Below are 24,823 nucleotides of genomic sequence, written 5' to 3'. Positions count from 1 at the left end.
CGCCGGAACCGGAACACGTCTCCCGCGCGGAATGCGCTGGATCCGGGCGAGAGTATCTTGAAGACGGCCTGGCCCTCGAAGGTTGTAAGTACGGCGAAGGTGGTCAGCGCGGCCGCCATCGGAGGCGCGGCATGAGGGGGGCCTGCCGCCCCCGATGGGGGGCATTCGGCCGCGCTGACCATAGGTGGAGCGACGGCGGCAGGGGGCACCGCCGCCGCTCCGTCCGCGCGCCCGCTCACGGTGGGGAGCCTTCCGTGACGAGCGGGACAACCGCCCGTGCCGGATGCGCGGGTTGGGGGGAGCGACCGGCTCACGGCGTGGAAATCCCCGCGCAGCAGATCGCCTTTTCGAAGAGCATGAACTGGGCGTTGTCCTTGCCCGGTGCGTGCTTGCCGCTGGTCCAGAGCGCGCCGGGCCGTCCGATATTGACGCACTTGCCGCCCTTTACAGGCTCCATGATCTGGAGCTTGTAGCGGCTCTTGGTCCAGATCGGCTGAGCCTTGAACGAGCAGCCGTCCTCGGAATGGATAGTGAGTGCGCCCAGGCGCCCCATCATGAATGTCGTGCGCGCCGCCAGCCCGGCCCAGGCTTCGACCCGGTCGCCCATATGGATATCGCCGGCGACCGGATAGGTCGCGCCCCACGACCCCATGCACCAGAACAGGGGATCGATGGTCTTGCCCGCGGCGGCGGCGGCGCTGTCGGCCATGCAGGCGAGACCAGCGGCGGGATTGCCGAACAGGATGCCCTCTGGCTGGATAATCGCTCCCAAGGTGCCCGACTGCCAGGTCGGCAGAACCTCGGTGATCATCGCGACGTCGAAGCCGTCATCCTCGATGCACGGCAGGTCGGTGAACATGTCGAGCATCTTCCAGACCGGCGCGATGTAGTAATGCGCTTGCGCAAACAGCTTGGTGGTGTTGGTCCCGTCGGAGATCGACGACTGGCTACCCTGAAGCTTGCCGCCGGTCGGCATGAGATCGACGCCCAGCGCCATCATGCAGCCGGGCTCGGTGACGACGTCGACCATCCGGTTGGGCGTCCAGAAGCTGACCTTGACCCCGAACCAGAAAGTCGCACCTTTCCTGCAAGCGCATAACGGCTTCGAAGCCGATTGCGCGTCGAGCGCCTTGTCGAGCTTGTCGTAGCTGCCGACGCGGACGCCGCCGATGGTGATCGGGAAGATGCAATTCCACCTGACCTTGGTGATCGGATTGAACACCGTGTCCGAAGGGCATTTGGAAGCATGCGCGGGCGTGGCGGGCGCGAGCAGCGACAGCAGGATCGCGGCGGCCCCGACGCGTAAGGCAGATGCAAGGCGGGTCATTGGCCGCGCCCTCCCTTGGCTGACAGGTTGACTTCGGTGAGTTCGAGCTTTTGTCCGACCTGGCGCACGATCACCGGCGCGACGGTGAGGCCGAGGCGGTCCTTCACCCGCTCCTCGAGCATGAACAGCGCGCGGCCATGGCGTTCGCCGAGCGACAGGGCGTCGTCTTTGGGATTGCCGCCGCCCGTCAGGACGATCCAGTCGGTAAGCGCCGCCGTCTTCAGTGCCCAAGCGAGATCGCGGGGGTGAACGATGACGAGGCGCTGCGGCAGCGAGACATAGGTCAGCGGGTTGAAGGTGAAGCCCTTGGGATAGAGCAGCTTACCGTCCGGAAGCCGGATTTCGGTATCGAGCGAGTAGAACGGCACGACATGGCGCACACGATCCTCGCGCGTCGTGGCGAGAGTCGCGCCCTTGAGCGCGCTCCATGCCGAACGCGGGCCGAACTTCGCCCTGATGTCGGGCGGCTGCTGCGCGGCGCGCGCTTCGATCTCGGCCATCGCGTCGGGCTCGGCGATCTGCCAAGTGCGGCCGACAGTCGACGTGTCGGCGCGGGCGGCGGAGGCCAGCAGCAGCGAACCGGCGACAAGCGCGACGATCGTCGCGGACTGGAAGGCCACGATTGGCCAGCCCTTAGGGAGGCGATCATCGGCCACGACGACGTTCCCTCCAGGGCACGGGCGGCGTGCGGCTTTCGCCGCAGACCGCGCATATGAATGCCGAGAGGCCGAGCACGAGGGTCAGCCAGATGAGCGCCTGGTTGCCGCCGAGGTCCGGCGCCGACCACAGCACCAGCCCCGATTGCACGATTAGCAGCAGATGCGTGCCGACCAGCAGGCGGATCGACGACGGACAGGGTGAGGCGGTGAAGATGCCGTTCATCGGTTCCACCTTTCGGCATATCTCTCGAGGGCCTCTCCGATCGTCGACGCATGGTTCACGAACCACAGCCCTCCGCGGGCCAGCGCGATCGGCGTCAGGATCAGAATGATGAACCGCATGAGCGAGGACATGTCGGGAAACAGCACGAACAGACCCGCGATGCAGGAAGCCGCTGCCGCCTGGAGACCGACGACTTGCCGGAAGCGGCGAGCCACGACCATGCCGGTCTGCGTCACCTGACGGTCCAGCGCGATGGTGGCGCGGCCGAGCGCCATGATCGCCGCCTCATTCGCGCGACGCACTCGCACCATATATTCGTCCTGGGTTTCGCCCGGCAGGCGCTGCGCCACGCCCGGTCGACCAAAGACATCTTCCGGCTGCTCGATTTCGCGGGCACGAAATCGTCGGATCGCTTCGCCGTCCATCAGCCTGACAGCAAGCCTGAGCGTTCCGCCTACCAGCAATCGGAAGGGCGACCTGAAAGTCGAGTGGGAGGAGATGCCGTTCATCGACGCCTCCACCAGATCGCCAGTTGCACAAGGCCGTCGCTGGCAAGATTGGCGAAGACCAGCACGAAAAAGCCGACAGCAAGACAGACGGCCAGAACCGGCGGCGCATCGTCCATTACAATGTCGAGCGGCACGCCGGACGCGGTCCGTGCGGCAGCAAGGCCAAGCGTGACGGTCATGGCCTGGAAGACCAAGAGGCCGATTCCCCAAAGCGCAGTCCAATTGTCCAGGCGGGCGACCGCACAGTCCTCTATGACCGCCTCGATTTCAGGATCGGGATCGACCTCGCACGCCGGCCCTTCGGCTTGCCGCGATGGCTCCGCCGCGCAGGCCTCCAGCCCGCGGTCACTGGTTCTGACCAGCGGGAGGATGGTGGCCGATGGTTCCACGACCTGTCGTGGGCGCCTCAGCAGCCACCGGAGCAAGTCATCCGTCGCCAGCCTCCAGGATGGGACGCGACCGAGCATGGACGCTAAGCCAATCGACGCCGCGGCGCCGACGAGCGCGCATGCTCCGATCACCGCGGCAAGACAGAGCGCGGGCATCGAGCCGGAAAGCCCGCTGAGGTGGCACAGAAGATAAGCCGCCGCCGCGATGCCGGCTTCGCCGAACGCGAGCATGACCATGGCGCGGCGCCAGTGTCTGCGCTGCGACCCGAACAATTCGGTCTGCGCGTCGCTGGTCGCTTCGAGCATCCGGATATGAAGGGCCAGCTCGTTTCGCGAGCGCAGCAGATAGTCGTGGAGCGTTTCGTCGGGCCTGCGCGGTATGTAGCCCGGAATCAGACGCCCATCGCTGTCATAGGCGAGCGATACGGAGATCATCGCGGCCTCCTGAAACGGGTGATCAGGCGACCGGCGGCGCCGGTCAGGCCGATCAGGATGAGCCCGGTCACAAAGCATCCGGCGCCGACAACGCCCGCGCCCCGCAGCACGAGGCCTATTGGCTGATTGAGCACCACGCCAGCCGCGAGCACCAGCGATGCGAGCATCACCGATTCGATGACGACGAGGCGGAACCGCCAGCGCAGCGCATCGGCTTCGGCCCGCACGGCGACGCGCGCCTCGACATAGGATTCAAGATCATCGCCCGGCGAAAATTCGAGCGCGAGCTGGCCGGGATGCGGCTTAGGCTTGAGCATGATAGCCTCCCTGTGGCGTGAGAATTTCCGTGGGATCGACACCGGCAAGATCGCAGACGGCTTCGAGCGGCGAGCGGCCATGGCGCACCAGCGCCTCGAAGGCAGCGACGTCCTCGGGCGCCGAGGTGTTGATCCAGTAAGAGAACGGGTCGACGACGAGGCGCGCAATGCCGAGCCCGAGCGGCGAGTCGATGAACACCTCGCTGTAGTTGGGCTTGTTGTTGCGGACCGATTTCAGGAGATCGAGAACGAACCCCGAATAGTCGAGGATCTTGTTCTCGACCGCCTTGTCGTAGGTCGAGCCTTGCAGCAGGAAGCGGGTGGCGGCGTTCTCGAGGATGACCTGGCCGGTGCCGCCGAACAGCATCAGGTCGTTCATCGACTGGAGGACGATGCCGAAGCTGCCGCGATATTTGCGGGCGCGGCGATATCCTTGGCTAAAGGCTTCGGCGAGCCGCGACAGGTCCTGCCCGTCGCTGCGCGTCATGAACTGCGCGGCTTCGTCGCAGAGCACGAAGCGGGGCCGGTCACGCGCCGACAGGTAGAGTTCCTGGGTGACGGCGTTGACCACGACCATGATCACGACGTTGAAGAGGTCGGGCATGGCCTTCAGGCGCTCGAGTTCGAGCACGACGAATTCGTCGCTCGATATGTCGAAGGTCGAAGGACCGTTGAAATAATGCCCGTAAGCCCCGTCCGACCCGAAATCGCGCAGATTGAAAGCGAGCTCGCGCGCGGTCGGGATCAAGTGGTCGACCCGGTCGAGATCGGAGGCGGTGTTGGCGGGATAGGCGCCCAGCCATTCGCGCACCGCGTCGATCCCGGCTTCGGCCCGCCCGCTGTCGATCGCCCATTGCACCGCGGACTTGAGCAGGTTCCATTCGCTGGTGGTCACCGGCTTGCGGGTCGCGGCGTTGGCCATCTCGGCAACGATCGACACCGCCATCGAAATCGCGGATTCGCGATCGTCGCCGTCGAGAGCCAGCCCCAAATCGAAGGGATTGAGGACGAGATGCTCTTCGCCGAGGTCGATATAGCGACCGGAGCAAAGCGTGCAGAGCTTGCGGTAGGAGCCGCCGATATCGATGATACGGATCAGCGCGTTCTGCGCAAAATATTGCTGGCACAGATTGTTGAGCAGGAAGCTCTTACCCGCGCCGGACTCGGCCGAGACAATGAAGTTGTAATTGTTGATCCGAGGATCGAAGAGATCGAGCGTGATCAGCTGTCCCTTGCGTCCGGTGTAGAGAAGGGCCGGGCACCCTCCGCCCCGAAAATCGGTCTGGATTGGCGACATCAGGACGCCCGCGCGCACCGGTACGCGAAAATCGCGCTGGAGCATGCGGATCGTGCGGCGCTCGGGGTAAAGACCGAACGGCAGGCTCGCGGCAAGAAGGATAGGGTTGAGGTAGCTTTCCTCCTGCACCATCCAGGGCAACGGCTCTGATTCCCAGAGACGCTTAGCGCGCGCCGCCATCTCGCGCGCATGGTGACGATCGCGGCCGAACACCCACAGGGTCGGGATCACCGAGACGAAGCGGCTGTTGCCCACTTCGTCCAAAATCCACGAAATCTCCTCGATCTGCTTGCCGACCTCGACCGCGAAGCTGCCCGCGGCCTTCTGCGCCGAGAGGATCTGCGCGCGCTTGTGGATCTCGAACTGCGAATGGTCGAACAGCACGTTCAGGGTGAACAGGAACGGCCCGCCGATCTGGTCGCTGTCCTCGGCGCTCCCCCGCATCCCGCCGGTCAGGCGATTGGCGCGCTCGGCGGTGATGCGCTTTGGGGGCGACTTGGGGGTCAGGCAGCGCGCCACCTGGTTGCCCAGAAACACTTCCGGCCCGTCGAAACGCAGCGCCGGTCCCGCGTCGATGATCTGGCGGCGCAGCGGCACGTCGGCGGTCTGGGTGAAGACGCCAGGCGCGGCGGCATGGACGCCGTTGAAGATGCGGCGATAGAAGCTGACGATCTCGCCCGCCTCCATCGGCCGGATGCCGAGCTTGGATAATTGCTCCTCGATCTGGCGCCTAAGATCGCTATCCATCGGCGCGCGCGTCTTGACCGAGAGGAAGGTGCGGAAATTGCGGATCGGGATGCCGTGGAGCGCTTTCAGCCCCATGGTTCCGGCCTGCAGATAATCGAAGGTCCGCCGCGCCGATGCCTGGATCAGCGGATCGGGGCGGGTCTTCAGGTCGAGAAAGGCATCGAGAGCGCCTTCGACCAGCGGATCGGCGAAGCTCTGAAGCTGGAGGATCGTCCCTTCGGGGAAGTTGACGTTGAGCAGGCCGAGCAACGCTTCGTGGACATGGGCGAACATGTAGGCGGACGGCACCAGCTCCCAGGCGTAGCCCCAGCCATCGTCGATGGTGAGGAAGGCCTGCTCTTCCTCGACCCAGGCGGCGAGCGGCAGGTAATCGGAATAGCTGTCGCGCTCGACGCTGCGACGCAGCCGCGCGAGCGTCATGCCCGATTGGTAGCTGGTCATGGCCGCGGCCCCGATTCATTCTGGCCGTCGTCCGGACGATCCCTGACCTGTTCGAGCACGTTCGCGCGCGATGCCGGCGATACGGGCGTGACGAGATAGTCGCCCACAACCCATTGCGGGCGCTCGACCAGCGAATAGACGTAGCGCGGCATGTAGAGCCGGTCGGGCCGCTGCCGGTCGGCATAGGGCAGGATCAGGGTGCGTACCGTGCGCGGGGGCTTCAGCATCGGCGTGACTGGCTGCTCGATCAGGCCCTGCAGTTCGCGATATACGGAGTCACGATAGCCCGCGAACGCGCCCGACCCTGTCTTTGCGGTGCCTGCCTTGCCGGAACCGCGCGCGGGCTTGCCGTCCTTCAGCAGCTTCCTGTCGTTGGTGACGGCCGGATCGGACTTCGACGCCACGCCAGCCACGGCGTCGGCATAGGCCTTGTCGGGATGGATGCACTGGCCATGATCGTCGTTCTTGCAGCTGAACTTCTCGCTGTAGGGCGACATCACCGATCCCAGCGTCGCGCAGCCGCCGAGCAAGGGAAGCGTGAGGATCAATGCAGCGGCCCGGATCGCGCGGCCTCGCGGACGATGAAACATGGGACGTACTCCCCTGGTGTTTGCTGGCGGGCGCATCAGAATTTGCTCCCCGCGGTGGGCTTGATTTCGAGGCTGACGCCTTCCTGGATGACGACGACGACATCCTTGGCCGCGCCGACCTCGACGATGGGGCCGGCCTGGCGCGCGAGATCGAGATAGAAGTCTGTCAGCTTGTCCGACGAGCGCGACAGGCCGCCGGCGATGCCCGCCTGGGCCGCGTCGCCCGCATCCAGCGTGCGGACCGAGCCCAGCGCCGAGGTCGAGACATTGCCGACCGTGTTCTCGACCGTCTGCGCGACCCCGGTGATGGTGCCCGCGATAAAGGAGCGGGCCAGCGCCGCGCCGGCACGGGTGACGACCTTGCCGGAGAGGCCCTTCTTACCGTCGGCATCGACGAAGAAGCCCTTGATCGGCTGATCGACCACCGAACGTTCGTCGAAGTCGACGCAGGACAGCGAGACCAGCTGGACTTCGACCCGCTCCTTGGCGAGGCTGCCGGTGGCGTTGCCGATGACGAAGCAGCCGGAGAGGTTGGCCTTGACGTCATTGGGCAGCACGGCAGGTGCCTGGACACGCGCGATCAGCGGCTCGGGATTGTTGGTCGCGTCCCGGCTCGCCAGCGCGTCGATCCCGGTCAGCAGCCGCGCCTTCATGAAACCAGGTGGCAAATAGATCGTCCGGGTCTTTTTTTTAGCGCCCGCTGCCGCATCGCCGCCGCCGACCGGCGCCGTCGCCGCGCCGATCGCGCCCACCGTCTTTTCGACCGGCGGAGCCGGGGGCGCGGGCGGGGCCGCCGGAGGCGCCGGAGGAGCGGACGCCGATGGATCGATGTCGCCGGTCGCGGGCGGTTCGGGAAAGGCCGGAACGTCGCCGGGGATCGCCGGCGGCAGGTCGCCGTCGATCGCGCCCGCCGTGCCGGCCCCCGGCACTATCTTCCCTTCTTCGATCGCAGTGACACGCTCGCCGAGCAGCGTCTGGCCGTCGAGGATCTTCTTCAGGTCGCCGCGCAGCTTGATCTCGAGGCTATCGCCGCGAAGTCCGGCGCCCATGTCGAGATGCGAACTCGGAGGGACAACCGCTTCCTTCGTGCCTTCGCCGCTCGCCGAGTAGAGGCCGAGCCCCAGCGCTCCGATCACCCCGGCGACACCGAGCTGCTTCAGACGCAGCTGCTGGCGCGCACTCAGCGTCTGCCACCGCGCCTTGAGGTCGAGTAGTGCGGGGCCGCGCAGGGAAATTTCGGGTCGCGCACGCTCTTCCTGAAAGCCGTCCAGGTCGAGCTCACCGTCACGGCCCTGGGACGTGCGATCGTCGCGGCCGCCGCGATTGCCTGGGCTGCGATCATTGGGGCCGGCGGGGCTCATTGCCCGGCTCCCCGGCGCACGACGATCAGCCGCGCGGTCTCGCCCGCCGAGAGAGTGCCGCGGTCGATCGTGACCGCGAAGATGTTGGCGCCGAGCGCGCTGTCGAGGAAGCTGCGCTCATCGAGCAGCGTATCGCTCGCAACCGACACCAGATATTCCGAGGCCGAGAGGCCGGAGCCGTCGACCTCGATGCGGCGGCGCTCCTCGATGCTGGCATCGGGGAGCAGTCCCAGGCGGAGCGGACCCGAACGCGGCGCCACGCTGGTGAAGCTTGCCGGTATCCGGTCCTGGAGCATCGAAAGCGTGATCGAGACCGCGCGCTCCTCCTCGACCAGCGGCCCGAGCAGCTCTTCGTTGGCCTTCGCGCGCTGGACGCTGCCGGACTGGAGCATCACGGTCTGCGCCGGGATGTCCGACGGTTCGGCGTAGAGCGCATAGACCGCGCCGTTGCAGGTGATGAAGAATTCGGAGGGGACAGTCACATAGGTCCGCGTCACCGCGCCGGCGTCGTCGATCTCGCGCACGAGGAACTTGATCCAGGCGTCGGACCCGGCCCGTTCGACGGCGATCGCCTTCTCGGCGGAGAATTTGACGTCCTCGATCTCGCCGCCCGCGCAGATGACATGGTTGATGTCGCGGTTGGACAGGCGGATGGTGCTGGTCTGGTCGGGCAGCGCGACGATGGTCTGCGCCATGGCCGGCAGCGGCATCAGGACGAGGCCGAGCGCCAGCAGCCGCCTAGCGGGGCTGTGCATCAAAGTTCTCCTCGGTAAGGGCGGTGAGCCAGAAGCGGCCGTTGTCGATCACGTAGCGAATCCGCAGATTGCCCCGGAACTTGCGGATCACGCCGCCGATGACCCTGACCTTCTCCACCGGAACCAGGATCTCGGTCTTGGTCCAGGTCACGGGCTGGTCGGGGCGAATGTAGGTCGCGATCGAGAGCGTTGGATTGTTCGCCAACTCGTCGAGCAGGCGGTTGAGGCTGTCGCGCAGGCCGTTGTAGGTCGACGGATGGACGATCGAGAGCAGTTCCTGGAACTGCCTGTCCGCCGAATAGGCCGAGTAGGTGCCCGACAGCGACACCACGTTGCGCGTGATCGTGCGCAGATAGGCCTCCGAAGGCTCGCTGCCGGTCACATAGAGATCGCCGCTCGCGCCGAAGGGCACGACGACGGTGCGGGTGTTCTGGTTCGAGGTGTAGATCAGCGTGCCGAGCACCGCCGTGATCCCGAACAGGCCGACCACAGCGAGCTTCAGCAGCCGGTTCTCCTCGAACAGGTTGCTCGAACCCTGAAGGTAGCGGTGCAGGCCGAAGCTCGCAGGTTTGCCGAGCAGCGGATCGCGTGGAGGCGCATTGGGGGATTTGCGTCCGAACATCGCTTTTCCTCACTCGAAGAAGCGGGTCTGCGTCGGACCCGGATAGTGGCGAAAGCCGACCAGCCCCCAGCGCCAGGCCATGTGCGGGATGAAGCCGCGCGGCTTGGTGCGGAGCCAGGGAACGAAAAGGAGAAGACCCGCGACGAGCGCCCAACCGAGCATCCCGCCGAGAATTACGGCGACGAAGATGACGGTGATCACCAGCACGAATTCGTCCGATCCGAACCACAGGATCTGGACCGGCTTGTGCAGATATTGGGGTAGCCGCTCGTCCACGAGCCTTCTCCTCCTTGCGTCGTGACCTCCCTGCGAAGCCGGTTGAACTTCGTGGGCTGTCTCGCCATCGCGCCTGTGCGCTCCGGCCCGTTGAGGTCCGCAGTCCGCGTGGGCGGACCACGGACCGAACCGTCAGATCACCATCCCGAAAGTCTGGAGGATCGAATCCGCCTTGATCAGGCAGACCGCCGCGACGATGGTCGGGATGCCGATCATGATGTTGCTGAACAGCCTGCTCACGCCGAACAGGAAGGCCGCGACGCCGCCGACGAAGCCGAGCGGGCCTTTGACGCCCTGGTTCACGACGATATCGTAGATGTCGTAGCCAAGGTCGCCCGCCGCCGGCGCGGAGAAGGCGTGAGCCCCACCGGCGCCAAGCAGCGCGAGCGCGGTCAAAGGGATGCCGACATTGGCGAGCGAGACGGTCTGTCGACCGATGGTCCTCAACATGCTTTTGCTCCTGTGAAGATGGGCCGCTCCGGGATTTGCTTGCCGGCATCGATGGCCGTGCCGCGACACGCGGCGCGGCACGGCGCTGTCGGCCGGCGGCTAGGCTGGGCGGCCCGGTTCGGGCCTTGCCGCCGGCATGGGGCTGGCACAGCGATCGCCGTGCCAGGGATCGGGACATGATCAGCGGTCGGCATTGGCGAGCGCCTTGGTCCCGGCGAGGACCTCCTCGATCTCGGCTTGCCGAAAACCGGAGATGATCTTGCCCTCCGCGATCAGCGTCGGCGTGCCGGAGATGCCGATGCTGCGCACGATCCCGGCGTCGGCCTCGACCCGGGCCTTGCCTTCAGCGCAAGTGCGCAAAGGTGTCGGCGCGGCTCCGGCATAAATCGCCTTGAACGCGGCCTCCTTGTCGGGGGAACAGTGGACATGCTCGGCCTTGGCCGCCGCCTCAGGATGGATGCCGGAAACGAAAAAGATCAGGCGTCGCACCGGCTTGCCCTCGGCCGCCTTCGCTGCCCAGAAGCGGTCCAGCGCACGGCAATAGGGGCAATCGGGATCGGTGAACTCGATGACGACGGGCGCGCCTTCGGGACCGATGGCCAGCGCCTTGCTGGTGTCAATCCCGGCGAGCTTCCTTGCGGCGGCGGAGTTCTGCGCGAGCGCGGTCAGGTTCTGCCCGTTGCGGTCGTACACTTCCGCGAACAGCAGGTGCTCGCTCTCGGGCGCGTAGTAGATGATGCGCCCGCCCGCGCTCGCCTGATAGATCGGCCCCTTGACCGGCGCCGGCCCGAAATCCTCGAACTGCAAATTGGTGAAGGTCTGCCGCAGCTCGTTCTCGGCCTCTCGCGCCGCCGCGGCCAGCGGATCGGGGAGGGCTTGCGCGGTCGCGGCGCTTTGGGCGGCGAAAATCAAAGGCAGGGCGAGCGCTGCCGCCCCGAATTTACGGATGCGCATGCGAAATCTCCTGAATGGTGTTGGACGGACGGGAGAGCAGGCGCGCATCGAGATGCGTGCCCGATCCTACCGGGATGAGTTCACGGCGGTCGGCGGCGATGGGGTTGTCCGCCTCGGCCGCAGCCGCGGCGCGGATCACGAACCCGTCTGCCGTCGCGGCGATGGTCCGCTGCCGCTCCATGTCCAGCATGATGCCGAGTTGCTGGGGGCGCCCGCCGGGCGCGGCACAGGCTGTCGTCGTGGCGACGAGGGCGCCCAGGGCAGCCGTCATCGCTTTGGTAATCGGCTTCATGCACGACTCCAATCGGCGCCTCGCGCCTTGGTTAAGAATGTTTAATGATCCGAAGTATCAGGTCTGATTCGACTTGGGTTGTTCGGAACGAAGCCTGACTGATTTGAATCGACGAGGATTGCAACAGGCCCCGGCAGGGGCCTGCCGCCACCAACGAAATTAGCCGGAATTGCACGAAATTAGTTCTAATCCGGCTTATTCGGGAGCACTCGCGCCGGTCGGCCGCGATTTCGGAAAGAGAGTTCCCATTCAGTCCATTTCCGATGAATCAGGCAGTGAAATGCCGATTGTTCGGTAATCGACACTCATGCTCATATATTCGTTCCTATTCGGCAGATACCTTCCTCTAAAATCAACGGCATCTATTATTGCTCACGATTATCGAGACCACTTACATCTTTCGGGCGATCCATCGCGCCAGGAGGCGTTGCCGCGGAGGACGAGAGCATGGAGCCTGACGATAAATTTGCCGCCGTCGACCTGTCGATCTTCAGGGAGATCAAGATGCTGTCCGGCGAGCGGATCAGGCACGAGCGGAATCTGCGCGGCATCACGCAATTGCAGCTTGCCACCAATATGGGCGGCAGTCCGCGCTGGCTGCGCGAGATCGAAGCCGGCGCGCCGGTGACAAAGCTGGAGGATCATCTGAACGCCGCGCTCAGGCTCGGCATGACGACCGGGCACATTGCGTTCTCGATCCTCTTTGCGGGCCATCGCATGCGGTTCCCGCGTCAGCTGATCTACGGCGATCTCCCCGGCATCGAACGCAAGTGCATCGAGGTCATATCGGAGTCGGTGCTCGCCGCGCTGAAGCAGAACCTGTCACCCGAATGGCGGCGCGACGATGAGAACGGCAAGATATGAAATTCGTGGGTGACGCGAAGTGCGACGCGCCGCATCCTGGCAATCCCTCGTCCCGCCAACGCAGGCAGGAAGAAATGGAAAGCCCATGAGCCGTCCGCATTATTCACCAGATGGTCACTGGATGCCGTCTATTCCCGGCCAGACCTGTCAGGTCTGCGAAAAGCAGTACACAGCGCACAGGATAAACCAGAAATTCTGCTCACGAAAATGCGCGGGGCTGGCCCGGCGTTTGCCAACATCTCTCAGGGAAAATTCCTGCCTTCATTGTGGAAAGACATTCGAAATTCCTGCCGGGCAAAATGCGAGTGGAAGCCACGCTGCGAAATATTGTTCGCGTGAATGCGTCCGCGCCCATCACGGGTGGTCACAGGCAAGGCGTGTGCCCTGCGCCAACTGCGGAAAGCCGTTTGACGCTTCCGCCAGAGATGCATCACAGCGGTTCTGCTCTACTGCCTGCCTGAACGCGTATCGCAGATCGCGACGCGTCACCAAGACATGCCTCAACTGCGGCGAGCCGTTCACTGTGTCGCGCGCGCGTTCCGACGAGATGCTGTGTTCACGGGCATGTTCGACGTCCTATTATGTCCGTGATCGATCGCCCGGTTGGCAAGGCGGCGTCGTGAAGCAGAACGGGCGGACGTTTCGCAGGATTGACCGCGAGGGCTATGCCGCGAAATATGATGGTGAGCATCGGCTTGTCGTTGAACGCACGATCGGTCGAAGGCTCAAACGGAACGAGGTCGTGATTTGCCTGGATGGCAACAACGATAATCATGCACCCGCGAACCTGTTTCTGTTGCCGAACCAGAAGGAATTCGGTCTGTTGAAAGCAGGAGCCGTGCCGTGGCCCGCGGCATCGAACCTGCGGTCCTATCGCGAGCGAGGATATAGCCGGCCCGATGTGATCGTCGTTCTGCATGAGTGGGACAACGACAGGCGCCAAAACCCGGAATCAAAGCGCTACATCACAAGGCATCCCCAGGCAGACGAGATCATAAAGCGCAGACGCGCCGGAGCGAGCGTGCGCCAGCTGGCAAAGGATTTCGGAATAAGCATGAGTACGATGGCGCAAACCATCCGCAACCGACTCTAGGCTCTTCGGGCAGCGGTTTGCAGCAACGCATCGCCTCAAACGCGAAGCGGCTTCCAAAGGTCAGGCCGCTGACGGGCTGGTCGACAAAAGTGCGAGATGCGGCATCTGTCTGCCTGAAAACGCGATCTTCGTCCTTTGGATGCCGGACCGGAAATGATAGATTAGCCACGCGTCATGGCCTGCCTGCGCTGCCTATCGGGTAGCAGTCCATGCGCTATTCCCATGCACACCCACATGACCGGTTTCGGCGAACTGCGGCTCACAATCCGCGCGTAACAGCTCGATCATTTCAAACCCCCCGAAAGAGGAGGGAGAGGGAGGGAAGCGGAAGCGGCGGGTGGATGGCTGTCCGCGGCTTCCTTTCCTCAACCGCAGAACTGCCATGACGGGCGCGCGCTATGTGCGCATCAAGCGTTTCGCCGAGCTGACCGGCTACACCGAGAAAGCGATCTACCGAAAGATCGCCGACGGCGTGTGGATCCACGGCCGCGAATATCGCCGCGCCCCGGACGGCAGCCTCTGCATAGATCTCGAAGGCTACCAAAAATGGGTAGAAAACGGCCAGGCTCCGGTATCGAGCCGCTGAAGCACTCCATTCGCGTCCGCTTCCGCTGGAACGGCAAGCGCTACCGCGAAACCCTTAACCTTGAACTGTGGAGCGGCGTGCAAAATTGACCCCCTTAGCGGGGTGATCGGCGTCTAAAATTGACCCCCTTCATCTCATTGTGAGAAGCGCCGCCGTTTCGGTTCCGGACGGCGGGTACAGGGATGTTGGTTGTGGAGACGATTACGAGGATCCGTCGGGAGCACCGGGACGGTAAGCCGATCAAGGCGATAGCGCGGGATTTGCGGCTGTCGCGCAACACGGTGCGCAAGGCGATCCGGGCGCCGAACGCGGATGCCAGTTACGAGCGCAAGGAACAGCATCGGCCGCAGACCGGCCCTTTCAGCACTCGCCTGGAAGAACTGCTTGAAGAGAACGAAGGGCTGCCCCGGCGTGACCGGCTTCGCATGACGCGGATCCATGATCTGCTTCAGCGCGAAGGGTTTGGCGGCTCTTATGACGCTGTGCGGCGCTATGCTGCACGCTGGAAGCGTGAGCGTCGCGTTGACGCCGGCGATATGACCAAGGCGTTCATCCCGTTGATGTACCGGCCCGGCGAGGCTTACCAGTTCGACTGGAGCCATGAGGACGTCGAGATCGCCGGCAAGCCAATGCGCGTGAAGGTCGCGCATATGCGGTTTTGCTGGTCACGGGCACCATTTGTCCGTGCCTATCCTCGCGAGACGCAAGAGATGGTGTTCGACGCACATGCCCGCGCCTTTGCCTTCTTCGGTGGGATTCCGACGCGCGGCATCTACGACAATATGAAGACGGCGGTGACGACGGTGTTCACCGGCAAGGAACGCCTGTTCAACCGGCGGTTTCTGATCATGACGGACCACTATCGCGTTGAGCCGGTGGCCTGTAGTCCTGCCGCAGGGTGGGAGAAGGGTCAGGTCGAGAACCAGGTTCAGACCAGTAGGGAGCGCCTGTTCAAGCCGCGCCTGCGCTTTGCCAGCCTCGAGGAACTGAACATCTGGCTGGAAGCCGAGTGCCGGCGCTGGGCGGAACGCAACCAGCATCCTGACCAGGAAGGCATGACGATCGCGCAGGCGCTGGAGGTGGAGCGGCCGATGCTGCAACCGCTACCGGTTCCCTTCGACGGGTTCTTCGAGAGCGAACACGTAGCCAGTTCGACGTGCCTCGTGAGCTTCGATCGCAATCGGTACTCGGTGATGGCAAAGGCGGCCCATCAGGCTGTGCAGGTGCGGGCCTATGCAACGCGCATCGTGATCCGCTGCGACGGCGCTGTCGTGGCCGAACACGAACGGGTCTTCGGCCGGAACCAGACAATCTTCGATCCATGGCACTACCTGCCCATCCTCGCCCGCAAGCCCGGTGCGTTGCGCAATGGTGCTCCCTTCCAGGACTGGGCTCTCCCACCTGCACTGGCCCAATTGCGGCGTAAGTTGGGCAAGGGCGACGATGCCGACCGGCGCTTTGTACGCGTCCTCGCCGCTGTCCCCGAAGATGGCCTGGAGGCTGTCGAGGCCGCAGTGCGCGAGGCACTCAGCGCCGGTACTATCAGCGACGAGATCATCCTCAACATCCTGTCCCGTCGCCGCGAGCCTCATGATGCCCAGGCTATGGACGTCGTCGTCAACCTGAAGCTCAAGCATCCGCCAGAGGCGAACTGCGGCCGCTACGATACCGTGCGAGACCTCGATGCAGCGGCATGAGATCATGGCCGCCCTCAAGGGGCTGGGGCTCAAGGGCATGGTGGCGGCCTTCGATGATGCCGTCACCAACGGCATCCGCCGAGACAGAACGGTCATGGAGATGTTGGGCGACCTGTTGCGTGCGGAGACGGCGCACCGGGATGCGGCATCGATCCGTTATCGCATGACCGCAGCCAAGCTTCCGGCGATCAAGGACCTGGATGGGTTCATGTTCGATGGCACGCCGATCAACGAAGGACTGATCCGCTCGCTTCATACGGGCTCGTTCCTGCCGGAACGGCGCAATATCGTGCTGATCGGCGGAACAGGCACGGGCAAGACTCATCTGGCTCTCGCCATCACCGCCGCAGTGGTGCGCGCCGGTGCCAGAGGCCGATACTTCAATACGGTCGATCTGGTGAACCGGCTTGAGGAAGAGGCTCGCCTGGGCAAGGCCGGCAGCCTTGCCACCCAACTCTCGCGGCTTGATCTCGTGGTGCTTGACGAGCTCGGCTACCTGCCGTTCGCCCGGTCCGGTGGCCAGATGCTCTTCCACCTGATCAGCAAGCTCTACGAAAAGACCTCGGTCATTATCACGACCAATCTCGCCTTCGGCGAATGGCCGAGCGTCTTCCACGACCCCAAGATGACCACCGCTCTTCTCGATCGCATCACGCACCACTGCGACATCATCGAGACGGGCAATGACAGCTGGCGGTTCAAAAACCGGAACTGAGCCGAAAACCCCTTCCCCCGGACCCCCATCCCCGGCGGTTAACCCGGTGGGTCAACAGGGACCTCCCACGGACGCCGCCGCCAGCACACCTGACGGTGCGCGTCGTCGTCCGTGGGCCCCTCCTATCGACTACCGGGATAACCGCCAGACTACCGAAAGGTGGGGTCAATATTGGGCGCCGATAGGGGGTCAGTTTTGCGCGCCGGTTGACAACCTTGAACCCACGGCCGCCAACATCAAGGCGGCGGAGCGCCTGATGGCGCGCGTCCATCAGGAAATCGACCTCGGCATCTTCGATTACGAAGCCACGTTCCCGAAAAAGGGGAGTGGCAAGACTGACCGCCAGATAGCCGGAGGCTTCACCACCTACGCGAACCAGTGGCTCGAAACCCTCGTGGTCGAGAAATCAACCATGTCGGACTATGTGTCGGCCATCAACAAGGTCTGGTCGCCGGCTTTCGGAGAACGGAACCTCAAGACCATCAAGCCGAGCGAGATCAAGAAGATCATCGCGGAACGCGCGAAGGTGGTCAGCGGCAAGACGATCAACAACAACATGATCCCCCTGCGCGGCATCTTCGAACTAGCCGTCGATGACGAGTTGCTCGAACGCTCGCCGCTCGATCGGATCAAGAGCCAGAAGCACCAGAAGCGCGAACCCGACCCGTTCGACCGCGAGGAGACCGAGCAGATCCTAGCCTATATGCGCGACCATTATGACGAGCAGGTCTGGAACTGGTACGAGTTTGCTTTCGGCACCGGCATGCGGCCCAGCGAGCAGATCGTCGTCCAGTGGCGCGACGTTGACTGGAAACGCCAGACGATCCGGATTGAGCGCGCCCGCGTCCGCGCCGTCGAGAAGTCGACCAAGACGCGAACCGTGCGGGACATCGATCTCACTCCGCGCATGATGGCCGTGCTGCAGCGTCAGAAGGCGCACAGCTTCATGCGCGGTCTCGATTCGCCGATCTTCATCAACCCGGTCACCAATACGCCGTGGCCGGACGTCCAGGACCAGCGGAAGCTCTATTTCCACCCGACGCTACGCGCGCTCGGCATCCGCAGCCGGGATGCCTATCAGACACGCCATACCTATGCGACGACCGCGCTGATGGGCGGCGTGAACCCGGCCTATATCTCCCGGCAACTCGGTCACAGAAGCGCGGCGATGCTGTTCAGGCATTACTCGAAATGGATCGACCATGGCGACTTTGGTCGTGAGGCCGCCAAGCTCAACCAGATCTACGGCGACGCGGGACCGTCCAAAGCGGCATTTTAAAGCAGCGCTGCCAGTGCTTGTGCGGCCCCGAGATCGCGGGACCTGTACGATGCCATCTCTTGATTCACCGACCTGAAAAGCCGTCAAACAGGCGGCCCGATCGCGCAAGATTCGAGGGTCGAGATTCGCAAATGGGCCACCTAATGGGCCTCCTTTTTGCAAATTTCTGGATAAAATCCAGATTTATCAACTGCTTATATGGTGACCCCTACGGGAATCGAACCCGTGTTTCAGCCGTGAGAGGGCCGCGTCCTGACCGCTAGACGAAGGGGCCAACAAGGGCATTTTGGTCTGCCGATCAAAGCACCGGAATGGTGACCCCTACGGGAATCGAACCCGTGTTTCAGCCGTGAAAGGGCCGCGTCCTAACCGCTAGACGAAGGGGCCAACAAAGGCATTTTGCTCTACACTCAAAGCACCGGAATGGTGACCCCTACGGGAATCGAACCCGTGTTTCAGCCGTGAAAGGGCCGCGTCCTAACCGCTAGACGAAGGGGCCATCCGAGTTGCGCCGGAGGCAGGACCGGCCCTCTAGCGGTGGTCCCCCGGGGGGTCAACCCCCACATTGCGAATTAAATGAACTCTCTGTGTCGGTTTGCTGCAGGCAGTTGTTGAAAACTCGATTTCGGCCCGATTTACCGGGCATTGGGTGCCCCGGATTTTTTGTTCAGTCGAGGAACGCGGCATCGTCGACGTGGAGTTCGGCCTGCGGACGGCTGCCCCAATCGTCGATCTTGGCCCGTCCGGCGAGCCACAGGCGGCGTCCCTGCGAGGCGTGGAGCAGGGCCTGCCCGAGGTCGCTTTCGGCGGCGCGGAATGCCATCGCCTTGAAGCGGCCGCCGTCGTTGCCCCCAACGATCAGGCGCACGTGATCGGCGCCCACCGTGTCCGCCTTGAGGATGCGCACCGGGCCCACCGCGACGCGAGGGCCGGGCCAGCCCATGCCGTATGGGCCGGCGCTCTCGAGGGTCTCCACGAGGTCAGGCGTCAGGCCTCCGGGGGCGAGCGCAAGGTCCAGCAGCATCGACTGGTGGGCGCTGGCATGGGCAACGTCGTTGGCGAGGCGGGAATCGAGCCATTCGGACAGGGCCTCCAGCTTGTCGGGAGCGATGGTGAGGCCCGCTGCCATGGCGTGGCCGCCGCCTGCCACCAGCAGGCCGGCCTCGCGCGCGGCAATGATCGCGGCGCCGAGGTCGACGCCGGAGATCGAGCGGCCGGACCCCTTGCCGTTGCCGTTCTCGTCGGCGTCCAGGGCGATGACGAGGGTGGGCTTGCCGGTCTTTTCCTTGATCCGGCCCGCGACGATGCCGATCACGCCGGGATGCCAGCCAGCCCCCGCGACAACGATGACCGCGCGGTTGTGCTGGGCGTGGAGCTGTGCCTCTGCCGCTTCCTGCACGGCCTGCTCGATGGCGCGGCGCTCGTCGTTGAGACGCGAGAGCTGGGCGGCGATGTCGCGGGCTTCGTCGGCGTCGGTGGTGGTGAGAAGCCGGACCCCGAGCGTCGATTCGCCGACACGGCCGCCTGCGTTGATGCGCGGGCCGAGCGCAAAACCGAGGTCGGAGCACGTCGGGGCGCGGCTGAGGCGGCTCGCATCGATGAGGGCGGACATGCCGATGTTGTCGCGCCGGGCCATGATCCGGAGGCCTTGCGCCACAAGGGCCCGGTTGAGGCCGTGGAGCGCGGCGACGTCCGCCACCGTACCCAGGGCGACAAGATCGAGCAGGGCAAAGAGATCGGGCTCGCGCCGGTTCGCGAAGAAGCCGCGGCGGCGCAGGACACGCACCGTCGCTACCGCCAGCAGAAAGGCGACGCCGACGGCGGCCAGATGGCCATGAGAGGCGGCAAGCTCGTTCTCGTCGAGGCGGTTGGGATTGACCAGCGCCATCGCGCGCGGCAGCACGGCGGCGCACTTGTGGTGGTCGACCACGACCACGTCGACGCCGGCATTGCTTGCCATTTCCAGCGCTTCGTAGGCCATGGCGCCGCAATCGACGGTGACGATCAGGCTTGATCCTTCTCCGGCGATTCGCACCAGCGCCTCGCCGCTCGGGCCGTAGCCTTCGAGCAGGCGATCGGGGATGTAGTAGCGGGCCTCGTGGCCGAGTTCGCGCAGCAGCAGGATCAGCAGGGCGGCGCTGGTGGCGCCGTCGACGTCGTAGTCGCCGTAGATCGTGACCGTCTCGTTGGTGAGCACGGCCTGCGCCAGTCGCTCCGCCGCGGCGTCCATGTCGCGGAATTCCGACGGATCGGGCAGGAACGCGCGCAGCGAGGGATTGCGGTGCCGGTCGAGGTCTTCACGCGGAACCCCGCGCGAGAGCAGGAGCTGCGTGACGATATCGTCGGTCATGCCGCCGCCGAAGATGCCGTCGGGCTCTGAAAGGTCCATGTTGCCGCCGCGCCAGCGCCAGGATTTGCCGGAGAGCGAGCGGTCGATGCCGAAAACGGCTGCGGGTCGGGATGCCATGGCGGTCGGTTATACCACCCGGCGGCGAACGGCCAGTGCGCAGCGATACGGTTGGCGCGATGATCGCGAAATGGAGGGGGCGGAACGGCGCAATCATGCCTATGGGCGGGGCGAGAATGGGCGTATGATCGAGGCGAAAAGCCGTGTGCATGGATGGAAGAGGAGGCGATCGATGATCGCAGTGGTCTGGCACAGCCGAACCGGCGCCGCGCGCGCCATGTCCATCGCCATTTCCGACGGGGCCGGAGAAGCGGCCTATCTGCTTCCGGCGGCCGAGGCGATGCCCGCGATCCTGCTGGGCGCGCAGGGGTATGTCTTTGTCTGCCCGGAAAACCTCGGCACCATGTCGGGCATGATGAAGGAGATGTTCGACCGGTGCTATTACCCGCTGCTCGGCCGGATCGAGGGGCGGCCTTATGCCACCGCGATCGCTGCGGGAAGCGATGGCAGCGGAGCACAGGCGCAGATCGACCGCATCGTCACCGGATGGCGTCTGCGCCGTGTCGCACAGCCGCTGGTCGTGCATCTCGACGCGCAGACGCCGCGCGAGATCCTCGCCGAAAAGACCGTTTCGCGCGAGGATCTGGGGGCCTGCTGCGAACTCGGCATGGCCTTTGCCGAGGGGCTGGCGCTGGGTATTTTCTGACGCCGCTTGCAGCCCGGCATTTCAATATTTTAACGCCACCCTCGGGGGTGCGTTCATGCTTGGTACGAAGGGCAGAACGGACTCGACGCCAGAGGCGAATTGATGCCAATTGTGACGGTGGAAACGGATGAGCCGGTGAGCCTTGATGTTCTGACTTGCGAGGGGCCCGTGCGCCATTCGGAGGGCGGTGTTTCGCTGCTGTTCGAAGCGGGCTGTCGTCCCTCGGCGGATGACATGGCCCGGTTGTTCGAAGGCGGCGGGACGACCGCACGGATCAGTCACCGCCCCCGGCAGGATGAGGGTTGGTTGGAACTGCTGTCGAGCGGCCTGACGTTCGACATGTCCGGCCTGAAGCCGGGCGCAGGTTCGCCGGTGCCGACACCGCAGCATGTCTATGGGTTCGAGCAGTCGATGCCCCGCTTCCAGGCTCTGGAGGCGGTGGAGATCGCGCCGGGGAGACATATCGCGGCAGGACGGGCGATGCTGCCGGTGGTGCGTACGCTGGCGGGGCTGGCGGCCGGGCTTGCACTGCAGGCACCGGTGGTAGCGGTGGTCTGGCACAGCGCGGGAACGGCGATGGCTCCTGCCTATTTCGCGCGAATCGTGATGAACTGGCTGGGCGGCGGGGCATTCCCCGCGCTCGGTCTTGCCGCATTGGTGCCTGCGCCGGACGGCAGCGTGGCCAGCCAGGGGCTTGCCGCGTTCACCGGACAGGAATTCCAGCTCGAAGCTGCCCAGGGCGAGGCGCGGGCCGAGACCATCAAGCTTGCCATCCGCGTGGCCGATTTCCTGGTGCGGCACGGCGCGATGACCCGGCCCGAACCGATCGAGGGCGGGAACGGGCTGTTTGCCGAACCTTCGCAAGTCGGCAACCTCGTGTGGATCTGGCGCCAGGGTTGAGGGAGCCGATCTACCTCTGCGGCAGTTCCTGTCTTTCCGAGCGGTCAACCGCAGGGGTCAGCCCGATTTTGATCCGGGGCTTCAGCGCCACCACTTGCTGCCGCGCGCCGTGCTCGTGCGCAAGTCGTTCGTCCGCATGTTCGCCGCCATCGGGCCGGAGCGGCGTCGTTTCGAGGATTTTCGCGATAATGGCCTGCTGCTGCCATGCCGCGAGGAGGCGGCGCTGCGCATGGGCCTGCCGCTCCACCGCGGTCCGCACCACGGCTATACGCAGCTGGTGGTGGAGCGGGTCGGCCAGATCGAGGCGGATTGGTGCACGGCGGACCGGCGCGATCCGCGGGGCGCGGCCATGGCCGCGCAGATGCGCCTGGATCTGCTGCGCAAGGCCTTGCGGCGCCTGCTGCTGACACCGAGCGCCCGTCGCCCCCTGCTCAACCGTCGCGATCCGCTGGGGCAGGGCATCGACTTTGCCGAACTCGACGCGATGGCCGAACTGCTGTGGCAGGGGACGGACGGCGCGGTTTCGGCAGCGCCGGCGACAGTCATGCCGCCGGGCGCAGCGTTCCTGCCGCCGTTCCCTCAATCGATGCCCGTGCGGCCACGCAGGCTGGCGACGGCCGACCGATATTCAGCTTCGAGCGCGGCAACGCGGTCCGCCACGGATTCGATCCGCTCCACCGCGCCTACGCCCTGACCGGCGCCCCAGATGTCCTTCCACGCCTTGGCTGCGGTATTGCCGCCCGAACCGAAGTCCATCGCGCTCTTGTCCCCCTCCGGCAGGTTGTCGGGATCGAGGCCCGATGCGAGGATCGATGAGCGCAGGTAATTGCCGTGGACCCCGGTGAACAGGCTGGAATAGACGATGTCGGAGGCATGGCTGTCGACGATCGCCTGCTTGTAGCCCTCGGCGGCATTGGCTTCGCTGGTGGCGATCCAGGAGCTGCCGATATAGGCGAAGTCGGCGCCCATCGCCTGGGCAGCGAGGATCGAACGGCCGCAGGAAATCGCGCCGGAGAGCGCCAGCGGCCCGTCGAACCAGCTGCGGATTTCCTGGACCAGTGCGAAGGGGGACTGCGTGCCGGCATGACCGCCGGCACCGGCGGCGACCGCGATCAGGCCGTCCGCACCCTTTTCGACGGCCTTGCGGGCAAAGCGGTTGTCGATCACGTCATGGAACACCGATCCGCCCCAGCCGTGCACGGCCGCGTTTACCTCGGGGATGGCGCCAAGCGAGGTGATGACCAGCGGCACCTTGTGTTTCTCGAGCACGGCAAGGTCGTCCTGGAGGCGGTTGTTGCTCTTGTGGACGATCAGGTTGACGGCGAAGGGCGCGGCGCAACCTTCCGTTTCCTCTTCGATCTTGCAAAGCCATTCGTCGAGCTGGCTGGCCGGACGGGCGTTCAGCGCAGGGAAGCTGCCGACGATCCCCGAGTGGACCTGGGCAATGACCAGTTCCGGGTTCGAGACGATGAACATCGGCGCCGCGATGACGGGAAGGCGCAAAGTATCGAAAGGCGCAGGAAGAGGCATGTCCACTCCGTTTAATTGATCGATTAACTGCCGGCATAATTGGCGCACGCGCGCCTGTCGAGAGCGGCGTAGCGCCACGGCGTTACTGTTCGTGGCGGAGCGGTGCGGGCGTGACGTGGCGTTCCGCTTCTGTAATGAACAGCATTGTCGATCATGAGGGGCCGAGCAGGGCACCGGATCACGCACGAGGCCTGTCCATGGCCCGGCAAGGAGAGGACTACGCGATGTCAGAGGCTGCAACCGCCACGTTCGATTGTTCGGATATCGACCAGTATCTCGGCAAGGTCATCGATTCCGCGCCGATCCGCGAAGTGCTGGGCAACAACGACATTCGCCGCTGGGTCCAGGCGATGCATTATCCCAACCTGCTGCACTTCGACCCGGCCTATGCGGCTGCCAGCCGTTACGGCAAGCTGGTGGCGCCGCAGAGCTTCCCGATCGTCATGGACGACGGCCACGGCACCGCGCCGTCCTGCGTGGGCTGCATTCCCAATTCGCACCTGCTGTTCGGCGGCGACGAGTTCTGGCACTATGGCCCGCGCGTGTTTGGCGGCGATACCGTCACCAACGAGCGTATTCCCTTCGACTACGTCGTCAAGAACACCGGTTTCGGCCCGACCTGCTTCCAGCGCGGTGACAATTTCTATCGTAACCAGCACGGCGAACTGATCGCCAAGCAGCGCTCCACCGCGATCCGCTACCTCGCCCATGCCGGTGGGGACACCGTCAACACCGCCGAGTTCGAGGAGCCGGAATGGACCGACGAGGAGCTGGAGACGCTGGAAGAGCGCAAGTTTGCCTGGATCCGGATGCTCCACGAACTGGGGCACAAGGAACGCTGGTGGGATGACGTGACCATCGGCGACCAGCTGCCGGAGCGGGTCTTCGGTCCGCATACCGTGGCCAGCTTCACCACCGAGTGGCGCGCCTATCTGTTCACCACCTGGGGCACGCTGGATCGCCGCGAACTGGATCTTGCCGCACTGGGCTTCACGCCGGAAATGGCCGGTCACGAAAACGATCCCCATATGGAACGGATCAATCCGGAGCTGACGGATGGCGCCTATTTCGGGCCTTCGCGCGGGCATCTGTTCCCGAAATACGCCCGCAAGATCGGCATGCCGCGCGCGTATGGTTACGGCGCGTCGATGGGGGCGTGGGTGACGGACTACCTGTCCGGTTGGGCCGGGGAATGGGGCATGGTTGTCCACTCGACCGCCAATTATCGCGGGCCGGCGCTTTCGGGCGACGTCACGATCCAGACTGCCGAGGTGGTCGACAAGCTGGTGGACGATGAAGGCCGTCACCTGGTGCAGGTGAAGCACAAGATGACGAACCAGAAGGGCACGCTGATGTGCGCCGGCCTGGCCGAGATCGCGCTGCCCAGGAAGCCGGGCTGAGC

The 24,823-nt window shown here is 64.7% G+C and carries 27 protein-coding genes and 3 tRNA genes; 10 read left to right on the top strand and 20 right to left on the bottom strand.

The genetic code is table 11. The annotated features are described in order from the left end of the window. Window positions 1–310 precede the first annotated feature (310 nt). The 15 genes from DM450_RS08315 to DM450_RS08245 form a co-directional block, all read right to left on the bottom strand. Window positions 311–1,327, bottom strand: coding sequence for a TraU family protein (locus tag DM450_RS08315; protein WP_142634062.1), 1,017 nt, complete (start codon window positions 1,325–1,327; stop codon window positions 311–313). Next, window positions 1,324–1,983 (bottom strand): conjugal transfer protein TraW, encoded by a 660-nt coding sequence (locus DM450_RS08310; protein WP_142634060.1) that lies wholly within the window; start codon window positions 1,981–1,983, stop codon window positions 1,324–1,326. The genes DM450_RS08315 and DM450_RS08310 overlap by 4 nt, the downstream gene beginning before the upstream one ends. Beyond that, entirely contained in the window at window positions 1,973–2,209 is a 237-nt protein-coding gene (locus DM450_RS08305) for a hypothetical protein (protein WP_142634058.1), read from the bottom strand. Before DM450_RS08305 ends, DM450_RS08310 begins: the two co-directional genes overlap by 11 nt. Continuing rightward, on the bottom strand, window positions 2,206–2,718 hold the full coding sequence (locus DM450_RS08300; protein WP_142634056.1) for a hypothetical protein: 513 nt from the start codon (window positions 2,716–2,718) through the stop codon (window positions 2,206–2,208). Before DM450_RS08300 ends, DM450_RS08305 begins: the two co-directional genes overlap by 4 nt. Continuing rightward, complete coding sequence (locus DM450_RS08295; protein WP_142634054.1) at window positions 2,715–3,542, bottom strand: hypothetical protein; 828 nt, start codon at window positions 3,540–3,542, stop codon at window positions 2,715–2,717. Before DM450_RS08295 ends, DM450_RS08300 begins: the two co-directional genes overlap by 4 nt. Next, window positions 3,539–3,859: a hypothetical protein gene (locus DM450_RS08290; protein ID WP_142634052.1), complete on the bottom strand. Its 321-nt coding sequence runs from the start codon at window positions 3,857–3,859 to the stop codon at window positions 3,539–3,541. Before DM450_RS08290 ends, DM450_RS08295 begins: the two co-directional genes overlap by 4 nt. Continuing rightward, entirely contained in the window at window positions 3,846–6,344 is a 2,499-nt protein-coding gene (locus tag DM450_RS08285) for a TraC family protein (protein WP_142634050.1), read from the bottom strand. Before DM450_RS08285 ends, DM450_RS08290 begins: the two co-directional genes overlap by 14 nt. Further along, window positions 6,341–6,934, bottom strand: a complete 594-nt coding sequence (locus DM450_RS08280) for a TraV family lipoprotein (RefSeq protein WP_142634048.1) — start codon at window positions 6,932–6,934, stop codon at window positions 6,341–6,343. The genes DM450_RS08285 and DM450_RS08280 overlap by 4 nt, the downstream gene beginning before the upstream one ends. Window positions 6,935–6,969: 35 nt before the next feature. Next, window positions 6,970–8,295: a TraB/VirB10 family protein gene (locus DM450_RS08275; protein ID WP_142634046.1), complete on the bottom strand. Its 1,326-nt coding sequence runs from the start codon at window positions 8,293–8,295 to the stop codon at window positions 6,970–6,972. After that, window positions 8,292–9,050 carry a type-F conjugative transfer system secretin TraK gene (locus DM450_RS08270; protein WP_142634044.1) on the bottom strand — a complete coding sequence of 253 codons (759 nt, stop codon included), beginning with the start codon at window positions 9,048–9,050 and terminating at the stop codon, window positions 8,292–8,294. Before DM450_RS08270 ends, DM450_RS08275 begins: the two co-directional genes overlap by 4 nt. After that, window positions 9,034–9,672, bottom strand: a complete 639-nt coding sequence (locus DM450_RS08265; protein WP_142634042.1) for a TraE/TraK family type IV conjugative transfer system protein — start codon at window positions 9,670–9,672, stop codon at window positions 9,034–9,036. The genes DM450_RS08270 and DM450_RS08265 overlap by 17 nt, the downstream gene beginning before the upstream one ends. A gap of 9 nt (window positions 9,673–9,681) precedes the next feature. Next, complete coding sequence (locus tag DM450_RS08260; protein ID WP_142634040.1) at window positions 9,682–9,948, bottom strand: type IV conjugative transfer system protein TraL; 267 nt, start codon at window positions 9,946–9,948, stop codon at window positions 9,682–9,684. Between the two features lie 132 nt (window positions 9,949–10,080). Beyond that, a complete protein-coding gene (locus tag DM450_RS08255; RefSeq protein WP_086485627.1) occupies window positions 10,081–10,398 on the bottom strand; it encodes a hypothetical protein in 318 nt (105 codons plus the stop codon). A 180-nt stretch (window positions 10,399–10,578) separates the two neighbouring features. Then, a complete protein-coding gene (locus DM450_RS08250; protein WP_142634038.1) occupies window positions 10,579–11,352 on the bottom strand; it encodes a DsbC family protein in 774 nt (257 codons plus the stop codon). Continuing rightward, window positions 11,339–11,644, bottom strand: coding sequence for a hypothetical protein (locus tag DM450_RS08245; RefSeq protein WP_142634036.1), 306 nt, complete (start codon window positions 11,642–11,644; stop codon window positions 11,339–11,341). Before DM450_RS08245 ends, DM450_RS08250 begins: the two co-directional genes overlap by 14 nt. A 504-nt stretch (window positions 11,645–12,148) precedes the next feature. Here DM450_RS08245 and DM450_RS08240 point away from each other — a divergent pair. The 6 genes from DM450_RS08240 (at window position 12,149) to DM450_RS08215 (ending at window position 17,878) form a co-directional block, all read left to right on the top strand. Next, window positions 12,149–12,508 carry a multiprotein-bridging factor 1 family protein gene (locus tag DM450_RS08240; protein ID WP_260610319.1) on the top strand — a complete coding sequence of 120 codons (360 nt, stop codon included), beginning with the start codon at window positions 12,149–12,151 and terminating at the stop codon, window positions 12,506–12,508. Window positions 12,509–13,127: 619 nt separating this feature from the next. Continuing rightward, window positions 13,128–13,601, top strand: a complete 474-nt coding sequence (locus DM450_RS08235) for a helix-turn-helix domain-containing protein (RefSeq protein ID WP_142634032.1) — start codon at window positions 13,128–13,130, stop codon at window positions 13,599–13,601. Between the two features lie 382 nt (window positions 13,602–13,983). Then, window positions 13,984–14,187: an excisionase gene (locus DM450_RS08230; protein ID WP_142634030.1), complete on the top strand. Its 204-nt coding sequence runs from the start codon at window positions 13,984–13,986 to the stop codon at window positions 14,185–14,187. A gap of 182 nt (window positions 14,188–14,369) precedes the next feature. After that, the gene (gene istA / locus DM450_RS08225) at window positions 14,370–15,884 is read left to right on the top strand and encodes an IS21 family transposase (RefSeq protein ID WP_142632652.1); all 1,515 of its coding nucleotides are present in this window, start codon (window positions 14,370–14,372) and stop codon (window positions 15,882–15,884) included. After that, on the top strand, window positions 15,871–16,599 hold the full coding sequence (istB, locus tag DM450_RS08220) for an IS21-like element ISSsp4 family helper ATPase IstB (RefSeq protein WP_013831348.1): 729 nt from the start codon (window positions 15,871–15,873) through the stop codon (window positions 16,597–16,599). Before istA ends, istB begins: the two co-directional genes overlap by 14 nt. Next, window positions 16,568–17,878, top strand: coding sequence for a site-specific integrase (locus DM450_RS08215; RefSeq protein ID WP_142634028.1), 1,311 nt, complete (start codon window positions 16,568–16,570; stop codon window positions 17,876–17,878). Before istB ends, DM450_RS08215 begins: the two co-directional genes overlap by 32 nt. A 199-nt stretch (window positions 17,879–18,077) precedes the next feature. Here DM450_RS08215 and DM450_RS08210 read toward each other — a convergent pair. The 4 genes from DM450_RS08210 to recJ all read right to left on the bottom strand — a co-directional run bounded on the left by DM450_RS08210 (window position 18,078) and on the right by recJ (window position 20,345). Beyond that, window positions 18,078–18,152 (bottom strand) — tRNA-Glu (locus DM450_RS08210). Window positions 18,153–18,190: 38 nt separating this feature from the next. Next, window positions 18,191–18,265, bottom strand: a tRNA-Glu gene (locus tag DM450_RS08205). 37 nt (window positions 18,266–18,302) lie between these two features. Further along, window positions 18,303–18,377, bottom strand: a tRNA-Glu gene (locus tag DM450_RS08200). A gap of 168 nt (window positions 18,378–18,545) precedes the next feature. Next, window positions 18,546–20,345, bottom strand: coding sequence for a single-stranded-DNA-specific exonuclease RecJ (recJ, locus tag DM450_RS08195; RefSeq protein ID WP_142634026.1), 1,800 nt, complete (start codon window positions 20,343–20,345; stop codon window positions 18,546–18,548). 172 nt (window positions 20,346–20,517) lie between these two features. Between recJ and DM450_RS08190 the strand changes: the two genes are divergently transcribed. From DM450_RS08190 to DM450_RS08180, 3 genes are all read left to right on the top strand, one after another. Then, complete coding sequence (locus DM450_RS08190) at window positions 20,518–20,991, top strand: flavodoxin family protein (protein WP_242526120.1); 474 nt, start codon at window positions 20,518–20,520, stop codon at window positions 20,989–20,991. A 102-nt stretch (window positions 20,992–21,093) separates the two neighbouring features. Continuing rightward, the gene (locus DM450_RS08185; protein ID WP_260610316.1) at window positions 21,094–21,891 is read left to right on the top strand and encodes a hypothetical protein; all 798 of its coding nucleotides are present in this window, start codon (window positions 21,094–21,096) and stop codon (window positions 21,889–21,891) included. Next, window positions 21,839–22,585, top strand: a complete 747-nt coding sequence (locus DM450_RS08180; protein WP_255535832.1) for an AHH domain-containing protein — start codon at window positions 21,839–21,841, stop codon at window positions 22,583–22,585. The genes DM450_RS08185 and DM450_RS08180 overlap by 53 nt, the downstream gene beginning before the upstream one ends. On the opposite strand, the gene DM450_RS08175 is transcribed toward DM450_RS08180, so the two are convergent. Next, window positions 22,471–23,421 carry an NAD(P)H-dependent flavin oxidoreductase gene (locus tag DM450_RS08175; RefSeq protein WP_142634024.1) on the bottom strand — a complete coding sequence of 317 codons (951 nt, stop codon included), beginning with the start codon at window positions 23,419–23,421 and terminating at the stop codon, window positions 22,471–22,473. The two genes, DM450_RS08180 and DM450_RS08175, sit on opposite strands and share 115 nt — an antisense overlap. Before the next feature lie 224 nt (window positions 23,422–23,645). Here DM450_RS08175 and DM450_RS08170 point away from each other — a divergent pair, with 224 nt between their 5' ends. After that, a complete protein-coding gene (locus DM450_RS08170) occupies window positions 23,646–24,821 on the top strand; it encodes a MaoC family dehydratase N-terminal domain-containing protein (RefSeq protein ID WP_142634022.1) in 1,176 nt (391 codons plus the stop codon). Window positions 24,822–24,823: the final 2 nt, after the last annotated feature.

Origin of the sequence: Sphingomonas sp. IC081 (assembly GCF_006874585.1) — a bacterium.
GTDB lineage: Bacteria > Pseudomonadota > Alphaproteobacteria > Sphingomonadales > Sphingomonadaceae > Novosphingobium.
Note: the sequence above shows the minus strand (reverse complement) of the source record. Positions and strands in the feature narration are given on the sequence as shown.

Excerpts from the sequence above, each read along its gene's own strand:
- DM450_RS08315 (WP_142634062.1), bottom strand. The coding sequence starts at position 1,327 with ATGACCCGCCTTGCATCTGCCTTACGCGTCGGGGCCGCCGCGATCCTG.
- DM450_RS08305 (WP_142634058.1), bottom strand. The coding sequence starts at position 2,209 with ATGAACGGCATCTTCACCGCCTCACCCTGTCCGTCGTCGATCCGCCTG.
- DM450_RS08300 (WP_142634056.1), bottom strand. The coding sequence starts at position 2,718 with ATGAACGGCATCTCCTCCCACTCGACTTTCAGGTCGCCCTTCCGATTG.
- DM450_RS08295 (WP_142634054.1), bottom strand. The coding sequence starts at position 3,542 with ATGATCTCCGTATCGCTCGCCTATGACAGCGATGGGCGTCTGATTCCG.
- DM450_RS08290 (WP_142634052.1), bottom strand. The coding sequence starts at position 3,859 with ATGCTCAAGCCTAAGCCGCATCCCGGCCAGCTCGCGCTCGAATTTTCG.
- DM450_RS08285 (WP_142634050.1), bottom strand. The coding sequence starts at position 6,344 with ATGACCAGCTACCAATCGGGCATGACGCTCGCGCGGCTGCGTCGCAGC.
- DM450_RS08280 (WP_142634048.1), bottom strand. The coding sequence starts at position 6,934 with ATGTTTCATCGTCCGCGAGGCCGCGCGATCCGGGCCGCTGCATTGATC.
- DM450_RS08275 (WP_142634046.1), bottom strand. The coding sequence starts at position 8,295 with ATGAGCCCCGCCGGCCCCAATGATCGCAGCCCAGGCAATCGCGGCGGC.
- DM450_RS08270 (WP_142634044.1), bottom strand. The coding sequence starts at position 9,050 with ATGCACAGCCCCGCTAGGCGGCTGCTGGCGCTCGGCCTCGTCCTGATG.
- DM450_RS08265 (WP_142634042.1), bottom strand. The coding sequence starts at position 9,672 with ATGTTCGGACGCAAATCCCCCAATGCGCCTCCACGCGATCCGCTGCTC.
- DM450_RS08255 (WP_086485627.1), bottom strand. The coding sequence starts at position 10,398 with ATGTTGAGGACCATCGGTCGACAGACCGTCTCGCTCGCCAATGTCGGC.
- DM450_RS08250 (WP_142634038.1), bottom strand. The coding sequence starts at position 11,352 with ATGCGCATCCGTAAATTCGGGGCGGCAGCGCTCGCCCTGCCTTTGATT.
- DM450_RS08245 (WP_142634036.1), bottom strand. The coding sequence starts at position 11,644 with ATGAAGCCGATTACCAAAGCGATGACGGCTGCCCTGGGCGCCCTCGTC.
- DM450_RS08240 (WP_260610319.1), top strand. The coding sequence starts at position 12,149 with ATGCTGTCCGGCGAGCGGATCAGGCACGAGCGGAATCTGCGCGGCATC.
- DM450_RS08230 (WP_142634030.1), top strand. The coding sequence starts at position 13,984 with ATGACGGGCGCGCGCTATGTGCGCATCAAGCGTTTCGCCGAGCTGACC.
- istA (WP_142632652.1), top strand. The coding sequence starts at position 14,370 with ATGTTGGTTGTGGAGACGATTACGAGGATCCGTCGGGAGCACCGGGAC.
- istB (WP_013831348.1), top strand. The coding sequence starts at position 15,871 with ATGCAGCGGCATGAGATCATGGCCGCCCTCAAGGGGCTGGGGCTCAAG.
- DM450_RS08215 (WP_142634028.1), top strand. The coding sequence starts at position 16,568 with ATGACAGCTGGCGGTTCAAAAACCGGAACTGAGCCGAAAACCCCTTCC.
- recJ (WP_142634026.1), bottom strand. The coding sequence starts at position 20,345 with ATGGCATCCCGACCCGCAGCCGTTTTCGGCATCGACCGCTCGCTCTCC.
- DM450_RS08190 (WP_242526120.1), top strand. The coding sequence starts at position 20,518 with ATGATCGCAGTGGTCTGGCACAGCCGAACCGGCGCCGCGCGCGCCATG.
- DM450_RS08185 (WP_260610316.1), top strand. The coding sequence starts at position 21,094 with ATGCCAATTGTGACGGTGGAAACGGATGAGCCGGTGAGCCTTGATGTT.
- DM450_RS08175 (WP_142634024.1), bottom strand. The coding sequence starts at position 23,421 with ATGCCTCTTCCTGCGCCTTTCGATACTTTGCGCCTTCCCGTCATCGCG.
- DM450_RS08170 (WP_142634022.1), top strand. The coding sequence starts at position 23,646 with ATGTCAGAGGCTGCAACCGCCACGTTCGATTGTTCGGATATCGACCAG.